11 protein-coding genes are annotated in these 15,967 nt (G+C 68.2%); 7 read left to right on the forward strand and 4 right to left on the reverse strand.

Features of this window, described 5'->3' with window-relative positions:
* Positions 1-103: 103 nt before the first annotated feature.
* The 6 genes from GRX01_RS00390 to GRX01_RS00415 all read left to right on the forward strand — a co-directional run bounded on the left by GRX01_RS00390 (position 104) and on the right by GRX01_RS00415 (position 6,664).
* Positions 104-349, forward strand: coding sequence for a hypothetical protein (locus GRX01_RS00390; RefSeq protein ID WP_159662297.1), 246 nt, complete (start codon positions 104-106; stop codon positions 347-349).
* Positions 346-891, forward strand: coding sequence for a hypothetical protein (locus GRX01_RS19020; protein WP_233740794.1), 546 nt, complete (start codon positions 346-348; stop codon positions 889-891). Before GRX01_RS00390 ends, GRX01_RS19020 begins: the two co-directional genes overlap by 4 nt.
* Positions 888-1,931 (forward strand): tyrosine-type recombinase/integrase, encoded by a 1,044-nt coding sequence (locus GRX01_RS00400; protein ID WP_159662299.1) that lies wholly within the window; start codon positions 888-890, stop codon positions 1,929-1,931. The genes GRX01_RS19020 and GRX01_RS00400 overlap by 4 nt, the downstream gene beginning before the upstream one ends.
* Before the next feature lie 359 nt (positions 1,932-2,290).
* Positions 2,291-2,695, forward strand: coding sequence for a type IV pilin (locus tag GRX01_RS00405; RefSeq protein WP_159662301.1), 405 nt, complete (start codon positions 2,291-2,293; stop codon positions 2,693-2,695).
* A gap of 167 nt (positions 2,696-2,862) precedes the next feature.
* Positions 2,863-5,376, forward strand: a complete 2,514-nt coding sequence (locus GRX01_RS00410; RefSeq protein ID WP_159662303.1) for a DUF262 domain-containing protein — start codon at positions 2,863-2,865, stop codon at positions 5,374-5,376.
* Positions 5,377-5,443: 67 nt separating this feature from the next.
* A complete protein-coding gene (locus tag GRX01_RS00415) occupies positions 5,444-6,664 on the forward strand; it encodes a lycopene cyclase domain-containing protein (RefSeq protein WP_159662305.1) in 1,221 nt (406 codons plus the stop codon).
* Between the two features lie 48 nt (positions 6,665-6,712).
* Here the strand turns inward: GRX01_RS00415 and GRX01_RS00420 are convergent, their stop codons facing one another.
* A complete protein-coding gene (locus GRX01_RS00420) occupies positions 6,713-7,585 on the reverse strand; it encodes a class I SAM-dependent methyltransferase (protein WP_159662307.1) in 873 nt (290 codons plus the stop codon).
* A 96-nt stretch (positions 7,586-7,681) separates the two neighbouring features.
* Positions 7,682-9,487 carry a dihydroxy-acid dehydratase gene (gene ilvD, locus GRX01_RS00425; RefSeq protein ID WP_159662309.1) on the reverse strand — a complete coding sequence of 602 codons (1,806 nt, stop codon included), beginning with the start codon at positions 9,485-9,487 and terminating at the stop codon, positions 7,682-7,684.
* 258 nt (positions 9,488-9,745) lie between these two features.
* Here ilvD and GRX01_RS00430 point away from each other — a divergent pair, with 258 nt between their 5' ends.
* Positions 9,746-11,578 carry a histidine kinase N-terminal 7TM domain-containing protein gene (locus GRX01_RS00430; RefSeq protein WP_159662311.1) on the forward strand — a complete coding sequence of 611 codons (1,833 nt, stop codon included), beginning with the start codon at positions 9,746-9,748 and terminating at the stop codon, positions 11,576-11,578.
* An 81-nt stretch (positions 11,579-11,659) separates the two neighbouring features.
* Here GRX01_RS00430 and GRX01_RS00435 read toward each other — a convergent pair whose 3' ends face one another.
* The gene (locus GRX01_RS00435; RefSeq protein WP_159662313.1) at positions 11,660-12,556 is read right to left on the reverse strand and encodes an alpha/beta fold hydrolase; all 897 of its coding nucleotides are present in this window, start codon (positions 12,554-12,556) and stop codon (positions 11,660-11,662) included.
* 108 nt (positions 12,557-12,664) lie between these two features.
* Positions 12,665-15,838: an adenosylcobalamin-dependent ribonucleoside-diphosphate reductase gene (locus GRX01_RS00440; RefSeq protein WP_159662315.1), complete on the reverse strand. Its 3,174-nt coding sequence runs from the start codon at positions 15,836-15,838 to the stop codon at positions 12,665-12,667.
* Positions 15,839-15,967 lie beyond the last annotated feature (129 nt).

Below are 15,967 nucleotides of genomic sequence, written 5' to 3' on the forward strand. Positions count from 1 at the left end.
GCGGACCCGTCGCTCCCCGATGGGTCCCTACTCGCAGAAGTTTGCGGACCCGGCGCTTGGGACGCCGGCCCGCGCGGGCCTTCGTGAAGTAGGCACGAAAGCCATGTACGACGACGCTACGGGGGGCCATGAAACCCCCGAACGAGATGACGCACCGCTGTTCCTGAGAACCAACTGTCCCAACTGTGGACGCCCGCTTGCGGACCACGGACTGACAACGGCCGGTCCCGGACGGACGCGGCTCGCGCCGTGTGGCTACGACGTGGCTGGTGTGACGCTTCGCGAGGTCGCGTTCGTCCTCGACGGTGGCGCGCGCCGGGCCGCAGCCGACGGAGGTGAGACGGCGTGAGCGACATGGACGTTACCGCGCCCGTCGACTACGTGTGTCGCGTCTGCGGCCACGAACAGACGGTCCGCGTCTACCCGGTCGTTCGTGAGGGCGGCGCGACGCTGGACGTCCAGTCCCGTCACCGCCTCGTGCAAGCCGGGTGTCCGGAGTGCGACCGACGGCGGACGCACGTCGCGGCCGCGGCGTTGGTGGACCGATGCGACGGTGTCGTGACCGACGGGGGCCGCGAGACATCTCTGGACGTGGAGCGGTACACGGTCGGCCGCGCCGCGTCGATCGCCTACGGCCCGCTGGGGTCGGATCCGGAGCCGTGGACCCTCCGGTTCGAGACGGAGGGCGGCGAGCGCGTCGTCGTTCGGTTGGACAGGGACGCCATGTACGAACTCTGGACGGAGGTCCGGGGCGTCCCATGGCCGACGGTCCACCGCCACCCGGAGCGTCGCGAGCGCGACGAACTCGTTCGCGAGATCGTGGAGCGGGCGAACGTCGCGGGCGAGTCGGAACTGCGCGAGGCGCTGGACGCGCTGGGGGGACGAGAGTGAGCTTCGAGACCGAGCACGGCAACCGCGAGGATCTCCGGCCGATCACGCCGAGGCAGGCGATGGAGGAATGGCTGGACGTGATCGAGGCGGACACGTCGGGGAGTACGGCCGACTCGTACCGGCGGCGTGTCCGGCAGTTCATCCAGTGGCTCGAATCGCGGGGCGTGTTGAATCTGAACGTCGTTGACGGTCGCGATATCAAGGCGTACCGCGACCACCGGGCGAACTCGTTGAACAACACTTCGATGAAGAACGAGCTGCGGACAGTCCGGCAGTTCATGAGCTACGGGGTCGCGCTCGAAGCGGTCGAGCCGGCACTCGTCGAGAAGTTCTCGGCGCACATTCCGTCGCTCACGAAGGGTGAGGAGTCGAGTGACTTGATGATCAGCCGGGAGCGCGCCCACGCGATCCTCGATCACCTCGACAGGTTCCGGTACGCGACCCGGGACCACGCGATATTCATCACGATGTGGGATACCGGAGCGCGGATCTCCGGGCTCCGCGCGCTCGACCTCGGTGACTTCGATGCGGAGGACGGGACGGTTCGGTTCGTCAGTCGTGAGCAGTCCAAAACGCGGTTGAAGAACGGCGTCACGGGAGAGCGGCTGAACCTACTCGACGAGAAGACCGTCGAGGTACTCCGCGATTACGTTCGTGAGCACCGGAACGATCAGGAGGATGAGTTCGGCCGCTCACCGTTGTTCACGACGAGATTTGGTCGGCCGACGTCGTCGACGTTCCGGCGGACTTCGTACAACCTTACACACCCGTGTTTCCGCGGTGGCTGTCCGCACGACAAGAACCCGGACACCTGTCAGTACCGCGAACACGGCCACGAGAGCAAGTGTCCGTCGGCGCTGAGTCCGCATCCGATCCGGACGGGCCGGATCACGGATCTTCGGAACCGCGGTGTGCGGATTCCGAAGGTGGCCGCGCGGGTCGATGCGCTACCGGACACGATCAGAGCGTACTACGACAAACCGAATCTCGGCGAGGAACTCGACCGCCGTCGAGATGAAATTGCGGAAGCAGGACTATGAGCAATTCACCAGTTTCAGGCGTTGACGCAGGGGGTATTGCACTCGAAGGCAAGGGGTTCGCCGCTCGGCGGTCCCACTTCTCACACTGCCGTCTTCCGATGATCGACAAATGACGGCAGTGATTCTCCAGTATCGGGTGCGGTACCCCTATCCTCGAAATGACTCTCCTGGAGAGAAATACCTCTCGTCGAACAGCAGTTTCAATACATCTCGAAGACGTAAAATACGTCTATAACCTCCAGAAACGTTGGTATCTATTACGATAATTTGAACACTACATATATAGCTGTAGGTGACCAGATTACATCCATCACAGGGAGATAGGGAGCACCGAACGCTCGCTGTGTACGAGAGAAACCATGGACATCAAGAACCTATTCGACGACGACCGCGCCGTTTCCCCCGTTATCGGGGTCATCCTGATGGTCGCTATCACAGTGATCCTCGCGGCGGTTATCGGGTCGTTCGTCCTCGGCCTGGGGAACAGCGTGCAACAGACCGCGCCGAACGCGAACTTCCAGTTCGACTACAACAGTTCGGCGTCCCCGGTGGAGGTGACCGCGACTCACAGCGGCGGGGACACGATTCCCGACAGTGACACGCTGACCCTCAACACGACGACGGACAGCGCCACGTTCACCGGCCAGGTTAGTGCCGGGAGTTCGGCGACAGCAAACTACACCAGCGGCGACTCGGTTCGCGTGATTTGGACCTCGGAGACCGGAGAAACCTCACAGACGCTTGCCGAGGAGACTGCCCCGTAGAACTGGACCGTCGACTTCGTCGATCTTATTCACCGTCGTATTAGAGAACAGAGAGACGTGTTCGTGAGTGGTACGTCACCGTTGGGTCTCTGAACGGACCGAGAAGCCGAAAGCCCGGAGCCGGCCGTCGGCAGATTCATACTCGGGCACCGACTGGTAGGAGTCCGATGCCAAGCTTCGACGTGTCCTTCGGCACGCACCTCTTCGAGTTCGAGGAGGACGCCGGGGACGGAGTCATCAGGGGCTGGGACTGGGTCCAGCGCTCGGTCTGGAAGAACATCGACTTCGACCGGGCGATGCTGCTCGACCTGCTCGACAGCGGGACGCTCGAGATACCCGAGTACCAGCGGGGCTACGCGTGGGAGGAACAGCAGTGGGAGGACCTGTGGGTCGAGCTGGAGCCCGCGTTCGCGGAGTCGATCGCACGAAACGACCTGACAGAGGTGTTCTTCGGGTCGGTGTTCACCGCCGACGTCGACAACCGGACGGCCGAGGTCATCGACGGCCAACAACGCATCACCACGGTGTCGCTCGTTCTCAAGATCATCCAGGAGCTCCTCGGCGACCTCGACGGGATCGACCCCGGGACCGAGGACGACATCGCGTCGGTCGCGACCCGCCAGGAGACGCTCATCGAGACCCTGTTCCTGGAGAATCCGGGGTCGACGAACCCGCGAACGAAGCTCACCCTCAACGACCACAACAACGAGTTCTATCAGGCGCTGATGGGGGACACGGCGGACAGGCTGTCGTACATCACCGACCGGGAGAGCGTCCACGGGAACCGCAAGCGGAACGCGATCACGATCAGGCAGTACGCGAAGCGCTTCCGGATCGGGGACGACGAGTGGGAGGACATCGAGAACGACAACCGCTCGTTCGACGACTCCAACGACCGGCTGATCGAGGCGTACGACTACTTCCGAAGCAGGATCGAGCGGGAGATCGCCGAGACGTACGACGACGACGCCTCGCGGGCGCGCGCACTCATCAACCTGAAGGAGTACCTCCTTCACGCGTTCGTTGTCGGGCACTTCCACGTCTCCCAAGGGCATCCGTCGCTGCTGATGGACATCTTCCAGATCCTCAACGACCGCGGGATGGATCTCAATCAGGTCGACATCATCAGAGCGCGGATCGTGGCGCGGCTGCGCGAGGACGCGAAGCCGGCGATCGAGGCGGAGAACCTCCAGCGGTGGAAGGACATCGTCGACCTGTTCGACGGGGACTACGGCGACGTGAGCGACTTCCTCGTCGACACCATCTCGATCGTCGACGAGCGCGTCGACGGTCGGTCGGAGGTGTCCGATCACCTGCTGGAGGCGTTCGTGCTCGATCCCCGCGAGGACCAGACGCTGGAGAGCCAGCTGAAGACGCTCGCCAGCACCGAGGAGTTCCTCAAGACGCTGGAGCGGTACAGCACGTACTACCACAACATCGTCTACCCGTACGACGACGGACTGTACTTGGAGGACGACCGACGCCAGCGGACGTGTAACGACATCCTCCAGCGACTCCAGTCGCTTCGGACCAGCCAGTGGCGACCGCTCGTGTTGGCGGCGTACGCCGTCGCGCGGGAGAGCGACGCGACCGACCGGGCGGAGTCGGTGCTCCTCCGGACGATGCGGGCGGTGGAGAACGTCACCTTCCGACAGGTGCTCTCCAGCATCAACCCCAACCGGCTGGAGGGTATCTACGCCGACGTCGCTCACCGGTTCACCCGGGAGGACGACGTGCTCGACGTGAACGTCGAGGCGGAGCTGTACACCGAGTTCGAGAGCGTCTACCCCGGCGTCGTCGGGACCTCGTTCGTCGAGACGCTGGTGGAGACGTCGTCGGTGAACACCAGATACGCGAAGGCGCTGCTGTGGAAGCTCACCGACGAACACACCGAGACCGACGCGATGTGGCGACGGTCGCTCAACATCAGCGAGGTGCACCTGGAGCACGTCTTCCCGCAGTCCCCGTTCCTCGACAACATCGGATCGTTCGACCGGTACTACTGGTTCGAACGGTTCTTCGACGCGGACGACCCCGAGGATCCGCTCGCCGAGACGATCGCGGGGATCGTCGACGCCGGCGACGACGAGCTCCTGATGGACATCTGTGAGGAGTACTACATCTCAGATCTGGGGAACCTCGGCCTCCTGTGGAACCAAGACAACGTGACCGGACAGAACCACCCGCTGTCCCGGAAGCTCCCGGTGTACCAGCGTTCCGACTTCGACGAGGCGGTCGTCAACGAGTTCTTCGGCGCGGATCGGTTCAGCGAGGTGGCGGCCACCACCCTCCATCGCTGGGTGGAGCTCAACGCCGCGCGGGGGACGACCGAGAACTGGGAGTCGCGGGCGGACGCGCTCGGGCTGTCGTGTGCCGACGGGGACGAGTTCGCCGCCGAGGTCGAACGCGAGCTGGCTGCGCTCGAGGAGACCGAGTCCTTCGGGGAGGCCGTCGACGAGTACGACCGGTACTGGACGCGGGAGGCGCTCGCGACGCGGAAGGCGGAGCTGGTCGAGCTGGCGCTGGAGTCGCTCGCGTTCCGCTACGAGGACGCCGACGGCGAGCGCGTCGCCGAGTTCGCCGAGTGGGACCGCGACCAGCTCGAGACGGCCGTCCGCGACGAGATGGACTCACGGGCGCGCGTGATCGTCGCCGAGAACGACGGGTACCGCGACGACTGAACCCCCGATCCCGGCGGACGGAGCGGTCCGCCGGACAGTTTATCCGGGTTACTTGCTAACATACACTATGGCCATCGCCCGCCACGGGCGCGGCCCGACGGCCGTCGCGCGTGCCTACGCCTCACAGGTCCACCCGGTGTTCATGCTCCCGCCGGTAGCGACGGCGCTGTTCGGGGCGGCGCTGGCGGGCGCGTTCGACCCGGCGTTGGCGCTCGTTCACGCCGGCACGGCCTTCTTCGCGGTCTACACCGCCCACGTGAAGGACGGCTACGTCGACTTTCACCGCCGCGGCGAGGACGACGATCACCCGATGACGGAACGCGGCTGTCGTCTCGGCCTCGCGGGTGCGACCGTCGGCTTCCTCGCGTCCCTCGCCGGCGTGGCCGTCCTTGCGGAGCCGACGGCCGCACCCCTCGCGGTCGCGGTCGCCGCGCCGACGTGGGCGATCGGCTACCTCCACGCCCCGCAGTTCGACACCAACCCAGTCACGACGACGCTGGGCTATCCCGTCGGCGTCGGGCTGTGCCTGCTGGGCGGCTACGCGGCACAGACCGGGACGCTCGCGCGGCGGCCGGTCGCGGTGGCGGGGGTGCTCGTCGTCACGCTCGCGGGCGTGAAGGTGATCGACGACGCCCAGGACTACGGCTACGACCGCTCGATCGGCAAGCGGACCGTCGCCGTCGCACTGGGACCGTCGCGCGCCCGCTCCCTCGCGGTCGCGGCCCTCGGCGTCGGACTGTTCGCGGTCGTCCCGCTGGCGATCACGGGGGTACTGCCGCCGAGCGCGCCCGTCGCGAGCCTCGCGTTCGGCGCCGTCGCCGCCGTCGCCGTCCGTCGCGATCCGGAGACGGCGACGATGCTGCTCGTGCGCGGCGCGTACCTCTTCCTCGCGGGCCTGCTGGTCGCCGTGTTCTTCCGCCCGCTGGCGGGCGTCCCGCTCCCGAACGTCACCGTGCTCGGACCGTACACCTACCTCGCGACGGAGGCCGTCTTCGGCGCCGTCGCGCTCGCGCTGTTGGTCCGTCGGGGACGGGACGCGCTGTGGCGCGCCGGCCGGACGGTCGCGGCGCTATATCCCGTCGCGTACGTCTGGGACTGGTACACGCTGGAGGTGGGCGTGTTCTCGATCCCGATGCGGACCGGGGTCGAGCTCGTCGGGATCCCGATCGAGGAGCACGTATTCATGATCGTCGTGCCGGCGCTGGTGCTCGGCATCCACGAGACGTTGCACCCGCGGGAGGACGGCGACGAGGCGACCGAGTCGGGGGCCGGGACCGAACGGCTGTAGCGGCGTCGATCCGGCTCGGTCGTCCGCCGGCGATCGGTTCCCGCCGGCTCACTCGTCGGCGACCGACTCCCGTCGCGTCCCCGTCACCGTCACGAGCAGCGGGAGGTCGTGGTCCTCGAAGCGCCAGCGCCCCTCGCCGTCCTCGACCATCGCCTCGGACCGTCGGATCGGCGAGAACGGCTGTTCGTTGACGGACCGGAGGTCGATCCCGGCGTCGACGAGCGCCGTCAGGATCTCCCCCAGCCCGTGGGTCCATTTGTGGGTGTCGCCGTCGGGCACCGGGTCGTCGGTCGAGAAGTACGGGTGTTCCACCGAGATTTCGCCGGCGGCGCCACCTCCCAGATCGTCCGAGAGGGCGGTCGCGATCGGGTGGTGTTCCGCGAGGTGGAACGTCCCGCCCGGCGCCAGCGACTCGGCGACGACCTCGGCCCACCGGTCCAGGTCGGGCAGCCAACAGAGCACGCCGAAGTTGCTGACGACGGTGTCGTACCCGCCGTCGGGCGGTTCGGGGATCGCCTCGGGGAGGTCGTACACGTTCGCTCGGACGAACGTCGCGTCGTCCGCGAGGCCGGCCGCCGCCGCGAGTTCCCGAGCGACTCGGACGCTCTCGGCGGAGATGTCCACCCCGGTCACCGTCGCCCCCATCCGCGCCCACGACAACGTTCGGGTGCCGATCGAGCACTGCAGGTCCAGCAGGCTGTCGCCGGTCGCGTCGCCCACCTCCCGGCGCTGGACCGGAAGCAGCGCCGACTCGCCGTCGAGGAACGCCTCGATCTCGGCCGTGCCGTCGGCGACCGACACCGGCTCGACCATCTCCTCCCAGTGCTCGCGGTTCGCCTCGAACCGCGCCGACAGGTCCGCGGTCGAGACGCCGTCGCTGCCGGGCCCGCTGTCGCTCGTCTCGTCGCCGCCGTCGCTCATACCGCGGGAATGTCGCCGGCATGGTACTTGGGCGTTCCGCGAACGGCGCTGCCGTCGGTGTACCCGGACGCCGGCCGGACTCGCCGAGTCGCCGACTCAGTCCCGCTTCGCCTTCGGGTTCGTGACGGCGCCGTTGGCCGCGCTGCCGAAGTCGCGGGCGAACTTCGCGAACACGCCGCCGGCGTACTGCGGCTCCGGTGCCTCGTACGCGTCGGCCCGCGCATCCAGTTCCCCGTCGCTCAGATCGACCGACAGCTCCCGCTCGGGGATGTCCACGGTCACCGTGTCCCCGTCCTCGACGAGGCCGATCGGGCCGCCCTCGACGGCCTCGGGGGCGACGTGGCCGACCATCGGGCCGCGCGTCGCGCCCGAGAACCGGCCGTCCGTCAGGAGGGCCACGTCGTCCTCGTGGCCCGCGCCGACGACGGCGGCGGTGACGCCGAGCATCTCGCGCATGCCGGGCCCCCCGCGGGGCCCCTCGTTGCGGATGACGATCACGTCGCCCGACTCGATCTCGCCGGACTGAACGTACTCCATGGCGTCCTCCTCGGCCTCGAACACGCGGGCTGGGCCCTCGTGGTGGAACGCGTCGTCGCCGGTGACCTTCAGGACTGCCCCGTCGGGCGCGAGGTTCCCCGTCAGGACCTTGATGGCGCCCTCCTCGCTGTACGGCTCGTCCACCGTGTAGAGGAAATCCGCCTCGATGTCGTCGTCCGCGGGGAGGTGTCCCTCCGATTCGAGGCGGGCGATCTCCTCGGCCATCGTCCGGCCCGTCACGGTCATCGCGTCGCCGTGCATGTAGCCGCCCTCGATCAGGCGACGGACCACGACCGGGACGCCCCCGACCTCGTCGAGGTCCTGCATGACGCGCGTGCCGCCGGGCTGGAGGTTCGCGATCTTCGGCGTGCGCCGGGAGATCTCGTCGAACTCCGTGATGTCCAACTCGATGTCCGCCTCCGCCGCCAGCGCGAGCAGGTGGAGCACGGCGTTCGTCGACCCACCCATCGCCACCTGTATCGCGATCGCGTTCTCGAACGACTCCTTGCTCAGGATGTCGGAGGGACGGCGGTCCTGCTCGACGCACTCCAGCGCGAGTTCGCCCGCGCGCCGGGCGGTGTCGTATCGCTCCTCGGACTCGGCCATCGGCGACGCCGAGCCCAGCGGCGCCATCCCCAGCGCCTCCGAGATGGACGCCATCGTGTTCGCGGTGAACATCCCGCCACAGGAGCCCGCGCCGGGGCAGGCGTGACGCTCCATCTCGTCGAGTTCGTCGGCGCTCATGTCGCCCTCGGCGTAGGTACCGACGCCCTCGAAGACGTTCTGGACGGTGATGTCCCGGCCGCCGTGCTCGCCGGGCCTGATCGACCCGCCGTACAGGAACACGGAGGGGAGGTCCGTCCGGATCGACGCCATCAGCATGCCGGGGAGGTTCTTGTCGCAGCCGGCGATCGTCACCAGCGCGTCCATCCGCTCCCCGAACGAGACCAGCTCGACGGAGTCGGCGATCACCTCCCGGGAGACGAGGCTCGCCTTCATCCCCTCGGTTCCCATCGAGATGGCGTCGGAGATGGTGACCGTCCCGAACTCGATGGGCATCCCCTCGGCGTCCTCGATCCCCTCGCGGGCGGCGTCGGCCACGTCGTCGAGGTGGACGTTGCACGGGGTGATGTCGGCGGCGGGGTTGGGGATGCCGACCATCGGGGAGGAGAGGTCCTGGTCGTCGTAGCCCATGGCCCGGAACATCGCGCGGTGCGGGGCGCGCTCGGCGCCCGCCGTCACCTCGCGACTGCGGAGGGACTCGTCCTTCTCGCCGGCGAACGTGTCGGCGTCGCCCGTGTCGTCGCCGGCCGCACCGTCGGCGTCGCCGTCGCGGGTCGCCTCCGGCGGTTCCTGCTTGCTCATACCACGGAGTCGGCGTCCGCCCTGATAAACTGCCGCACACGAACAGATGTTGCTGTCGGCCCCGAACGTGATCGGGTTCCGTCGTCGTCGCGGCGAGGGGGAGCGACGGACGGCCCTCGATCGCGCGACAGGATCGGGGCACGGGCGTTATTCTTAAATTCGATACGTCAGTGAGAACGAATAGTAGTCCGGACCGCGCCGCGATGTATCCCCTCGGGGAGAGGGACGACTGCGGCCGGTCGGCGAGTCGAATCCACAATGTCAGTCGTCACCTACGCCGTTCCGTTCCTGGTGCTCGGGGGCGCCGCGTCCGTTGCCGTGCTCCTGTTCGTGCTGTGGCGACGCCCGGTCACCCTCGGCGGGCCCGAGGTCGTCGGCTTTCTCGGGCTTGCGGTGGGCGCGACGATGTGGTCGTGGTCGTACGCGCTCCAACTGCGGGCGTCGACGCTCCCCGAGATCCTCGCGTACAACAACCTCCTGTGGCTGGGGACGGGGATCGTCGGCGCGTCGTGGCCGATCTTCGCGTTCGCGGTCGCCGGCGACGATCACTGGCTCACGCGGCGGCGGATCCCGATCGTCTCGGGCGTCCCGCTCGCGTTCGCCCTGCTCGCGGTCTCGAACCCCGCACACGAACTGATCTACACCGACGTCGCCCTGACGACCGGCGAGGTCGTCCGGTCGACGGTGACGCCGGGGATCGGGTTCGGGGCCTTCCTCCTGTGGTCGTTCACGGTGGACATGTACGTCCTCTGGCGGCTCGCTCGCAGCGTCCGTCGCTCGAACGGGATCACGCGGTCGCGTCGGCTCGCGGTGTTCGGGGCCGGACTCCTGCCGATGATCGCCGGAATCGTGAGCATCGTCGCACTCAGCAGTGGGGGCCCGCCGATCGACTTCACGCCGGCGTTGTTCTCGGTGACGACGATCCTCACCGGCGTCGCGATCACCCGGTACCGGCTCCTCGACTCCATCGCCGTCGCGCAGGACCACATCGTCACCCACCTCTCGGATCCCGTCGTGGTCGTCGACGGCGACGAGACGATCCGCGCGAGGAACACGGCGGCCGCTCGACTGTTCGGCGGCGACGACCCGATCGGCCGACCGGTCGACGAAACGTTCGGCGATCAGCCGACACTCGTCGAGGCGATCCGGACGCGGCCGTCGACGGGGACGAGGACCGTCACCGTGACGGTCGAGTCCGAGGACGACGCCGGGAACCCGGGGGAGGGGAGCGCTCGGCGGGACGCCACCGTCGACCGGGGGTCGGATGGCGAGCCCCGCACCGACCCGGATCCGACGACCGTTCCCCGGACCTTCGAGGTCTCCGTCGGGTCGCTCGATCGGACCGACGCGACGGTGCTCGTGTTCAGGGACGTCACGGAGCGGCTGGCGGCCGAGCGACGCGCCGAGGTGCTCAACCGCGTCCTGCGGCACGACCTCCGGAACGACATCTCGGTGATCGACGGCTACCTGCGGCTCCTCGAGGAGGAGATCGGCGACTCGGGGTCGGACGCCACGAGGGAGGCGTTGAACGTGCTGTCGAGGCGGACCGACGGGATGCTCTCGGTCGTCGAGCAGGCCGCGCTCGCCGAGACGCTCGCCGACGGGCGTCCGGAGTTCAGACGGTTCGATCTGACCGACCTGGTCCGCGACCGCATCGATCAGGTCCGCACCGAACACCCGGAGGTGCGACTCGAGACGTCGCTTCCGGACGACACGGTGTCGGTCTCGGCCGTCGGGGTGTTCCCCTCGGTGGTCGACAACCTGATCGAGAACGCGATCGAGCACGCCGACGACGAGCGGTCCCGACTCGCCGTGGATCTCGACGTCGATCCGGCGACCTCGACCGTCGAGCTCCGGATCGAGGACGACGGCCCCGGGATCCCGCCCGACGATCTGGCGGTCCTCGTCGGCACCGAGTCGTCGCCGGAGAAGGCGAGCGGGCTCGGGCTGTGGCTGATCAATCGGATAACGACGATCTCGGGCGGCTCCGTCGACGCGACCGATCGGGACGGCGGCGGGACGACCGTCTCGGTGACGCTCCCGCTCGCGGAGGCCGAGTCGCCGGCGGCGGCGGCGGCGCCGACCGCCTGACGGGTCGACGGCAACCCGGGATCCGGTCGGTTGTGAACGTCGGCCGACTCCACGTCGGGGACCCACACGGAACGGTCGTGCTCACGCGTCGCCGACGCCGCTCGCCGGGTCCGGAGTTCCGGATCCGAACTCGATCCCCGACCCGGACCCCGCTCCGGAGTTCACCGTGTCGCCGTGCTCCAGAAGGCGGCGGATCTCGGCCGTGACGAACGCGGGCTGGTCGAGGGTCGACGCGTGTCCCACGTCGGGCACCTCCAGAACGGTCGCGTCGCGGATCAGCGCCCCGAGCGCCGCCGACTGTCGGCGGACGAATCCGGCGTCGTGCTCGCCGTACAACACGAGCGTCGGCGCCTCGATCGACGAGAGATCGACGCGGGTCCGGTCGAACGACGCCAGCGCGCGGATCACCTTCGCGAACTCCGCGGTCGACATCGCCGGCCCCGTCTCCCGGATCGCCTCGATCCGGTCGTAGTCGCCGCCGATCCCCGCTTCGGCGCGTTCCCGGAGCCACACCATCGCCCGCTCGACGCGTTCGTAGCCCACCACCCGTGCCGGCGGGATCGTCAGCCGGAGCGACGCGCGCTGGAGGCGCTCCCCGAGCGTGAGCGGGACGGGGCCGAACGTGTCCGCGAGCACGAGCGCCGAGAGCCCGTCCGGGTACCGCGCGGCGTACGTCATCGCGACGCACCCGCCCATCGACAGCCCGCAGACGACGGGACGATCGAGGTCGAGCGCGTCGATCAACGCCGCCAGATCCTCCGCGAACAGGCCGATACTGTATGCCTCCCGGTCGGAGCCGCCCGTCCGCCCGTGGCCGCGCACGTCGTAGGCGACGACGGTGTACTCGTCCGCGAGCGCGTCGAGCTGCGGCGCCCATTGCGTGTGGTCGACGATCGCGCCGTGGACGAACACGACGGGCGGGCCGTCGCCGCGGCGTTCGTAGTACGTCTCGACGTCGTTCGTCTCCACCGTGGGCATACCCGATCGGTACGCGCCGGACGAGGATAGCGGTTGCTCGGTCTCCAGCGGCGCACGAAAAACGGAAACCCGCGGTCGCGGTCGGTCGGCGCCGAGGTCAGTCTCGGCTCAGCACTCGGACCAGCCGCACGACTCGCAGGTCTTGCAGCCCTCCGAGTAGTACAGCGTCATGCTGCCGCAGTCGGGACACTCGGGCGACTCGCCGTTGGCGATGAGCTCGTCGACCGCGTCCGACTGTGCTTCCACGTCGCCCGCGTCCTCCGGACCGGGCGCCGTCGCGTCCGCGGGCGCTCCGGAGTCCGAGACCCCACCCCCGACGGCGGTGCCGCCGTCGGACTCGGGCGTCGCGGCGTCGGTCGGGGCGCCCCCACCGACCTCGTCGAGGCTCGTCTGCTCGGGGTACCCCTTCTCGACCTCGTCGTCGAGGTAGCGGCGCATCGCCGTGCCGATCGCGTCCGGGATGGACTGGATCTGCTCGCCCTTGTCCCAGGCGATCTTGGGACTCCGGGTGCCCTGCAGCTCGTCGACGATCTCCCGGGGGTCGACCCCCGAGCGCAGCGCCGTCGAGATGACCTTCGCCAGCGACTCCGTGAAGGAGTTGGTGAAGCCGCCGGAGTGGCCGATGTTGGCGAACAGCTCGAACGGCTCGCCCGACTCGGGGTCCTCGTTGATGGTGATGTACATCTTCCCGTAGCCGGTCTCGATGAGCTGGGTGACCCCGCGCAGCGAGTCCGGCCGGGCGCGCTTCTCGGTGTAGTCGATGTGAACCGTCCGCTCGTCCGCGGCCTTCAGCAGTTCGGAGACCTCCTCGTCGAGGGCGGCCTGCACGTCCTCGTTGTCGAGGAACGCCTCGAGGCCGCCGAACACCTCCGAGATCTGCTCGACGAGCGCCTCGGCGGCCTCGCTCTCGTCGGCGAACTCCGTGTTGTCGGCGCGGGTGGTGAGCACCTGCTTCGAGCGGGTGCCGTCGCGGTAGTAGGTGACGCCCTTGCCGCCGTGCTCGTAGATGTACTCGAAGACCTCCTGTGCGTCCTCGAGCGTCGAGTCGTTGGGCGCGTTCACCGTCTTCGAGATGGCCGAGTCCACGCCCGTCTGGCAGGCGACCTGCACGCCGGCGTGGTCCTTCGCGGTGAGGTCGCCCGTGACGACGAACAGCTCGCCGATGGCGTCCGGCACCGTCTCCAGGCCGTCGACGCCGTCGAACTCGTTGGTCGCCATCTGCTCCTGGGCCTCCTCCTTCACGGCGTCGACGTCGATGTCGTTCGCCTCCAGCGTGCGCAGGAAGTAGTCGTCGAACTCGACGAGCATCTCGTCGCCCTGCACGTCGTCGGAGACGTTCTTGTAGTAGGCGACGTTGTAGATGGGCTCGCAGCCGCCGGTGGTGTTACCCACCATCGACGTGGTGCCCGTCGGCGCGATCGTCGTCGTGTTGTGGTTGCGGATCGGGTAGCCGTCCTCCCAGTCGTGGGGGTCCTCGCCGACGTACTGCTCGAACCAGTCGGCGTAGCGGACGGGGTCGGCGTACTTCGAGTCCTCCCAGTCGTTGAAGCTACCGCGCTCCTCCGCCAGGTCGTGGCTGGCGGCCTTCGACCCGTGGTTGATGTGGGTCATCAGCTCCTCGGCGATCAGGTTGCCCGTCTCGGAGCCGTAGCGGACGCCGAGCTGGATGTACAGCTGCGCCAGCCCCATGACGCCGAGGCCGATCTTGCGCATGTCGCGGACCTTCTCCTCGATCTTCGGTACCGGGAAGTCCGACATGGTGACGACGTTCTCGAGGAAGCGCGTCCCCATCTCGATGCGGTAGTCGAACTCCTCCCAGTCGATCGCCTCCTCGAGGAACGCCTCGACGGCCGCGGACTCGGTGTCGTACTCGTCGCCGTGCTCCTCGGCCCACACCCGCCAGTCGGGCGCGTCGAGGTCCGCGAGCGTGGAGAGGTTGATGTGTCCGAGGTTGCACGCCTCGTACTCCTCCAGCGGCTGCTCGCCGCAGGGGTTCGTCGCGAGGATGCGGTGGTCAGGGTGCTCCTCCACGTCGAAGCTGTGGAGCTTGTTGATGCGTTCGAGGTAGACGACGCCCGGCTCGCCGTTCTCGTGGGCGCCCTCGACGATCTGGTCCCAGATCTCCTCGGCGGGCACCGACAGCACCTCGCCGACCTCGACGTACTCCCCGAGGCCGAACATGTCGTACAGCTCCTTCGTCTCGGGGGTGGCGACGTGGGGCTCCTCCGTGCGCGGGTTGGTGAAGGTGAACTCCTCGCCGGCGTCGAGCGCGTCCATGAAGTCGTCGGTGACGCCGACGGAGATGTTGAAGTTCGAGAGGTGGCCCTCGACGGCGTTGCGGAGGTGCTTGGGCACCTTGCCGTCGTCGTCGATGAGCTCGCGGGCCTCCTCCAGCGCGTCCGCGAACGACGTGTGCGTGAAGTCGTCGGGGTCGTTGAGCCGGAGCGTGTTCGCGAGGCTCACGTCCTTGTTCTTCGCGTGGAGGAACTGGATCACGTCGGGGTGCGAGACGCGCATGACGCCCATCTGGGCGCCGCGACGCGCGCCGCCCTGCGCGATCGTCTCGCACATCTGGTCGAACGTTCGCATGAACGTGATCGGCCCGGAGGCGATCCCGCCGGTCGAGCCGACCGCGTCGCCGTACGGCCGGAGCCGCCAGAAGGCGTACCCCATCCCGCCGCCGGACTGGAACACCTGCGCGGCCTCCTTGGCCGTCTGGTGGATGTCGTCGATGTCGTCCTCGGGGGAGTCGACGAAGCAGGCGGACAGCTGCTGGAGCTCGTCGCCGGCGTTCATCAGCGTCGGCGAGTTCGGCATGAACGAGAGCCGCTCCATCAGCTCCTGGAACTCGTCGGCCGTCTCCTCGACGTGCTGGCGGACGTCGTCGGGAAGCTCGGGGACGACCGTCTCGTAGGCGAACTTGTTGACGTTGTAGACGGTCAGCTCGGTCTCGGCGTCCTCGTCGTCGGCCGTGACCCCGGCACCGAATACTTCCTCGGCGAGCTCGTCGCGGCGCGGGTGATCGGGCTTGATCTGGTCGGGCGTGACCGTGACGGGCTCGTCGGCCCCGAAGACGGCCTCCGCGAGCGCGACGTTGTGACCGACGCGCTCGAACAGTTCCTCCTGCGTCTCGTCGGGGTTTCCGTCCGCGTCCTTGCGGAGGTAGCGGGCGGGCAGGATGTTGTCGTAGGCGTTGGACGTGAGTCGCTCTCGCAGCGTGTCCCCCTCGGTTCGTTTGATCGGCAGTTCGAGTTCGTCGGCGTCGAGATCGGCGCGACTCATTCGTCGCGCTCCCCCCGTTTCTCGCCGACAGATCGGCAGACGTCGGTGTGGATATCGTGGCGTTCCATTGTGGGTTCGGACGGACGTTCTGTACCGGACCCACGCTCATAAACGGCGTGGGTTCCGGTA

It is taken from the genome of Halobaculum saliterrae (genome assembly GCF_009831625.1).
Lineage (GTDB): Archaea > Halobacteriota > Halobacteria > Halobacteriales > Haloferacaceae > Halobaculum > Halobaculum saliterrae.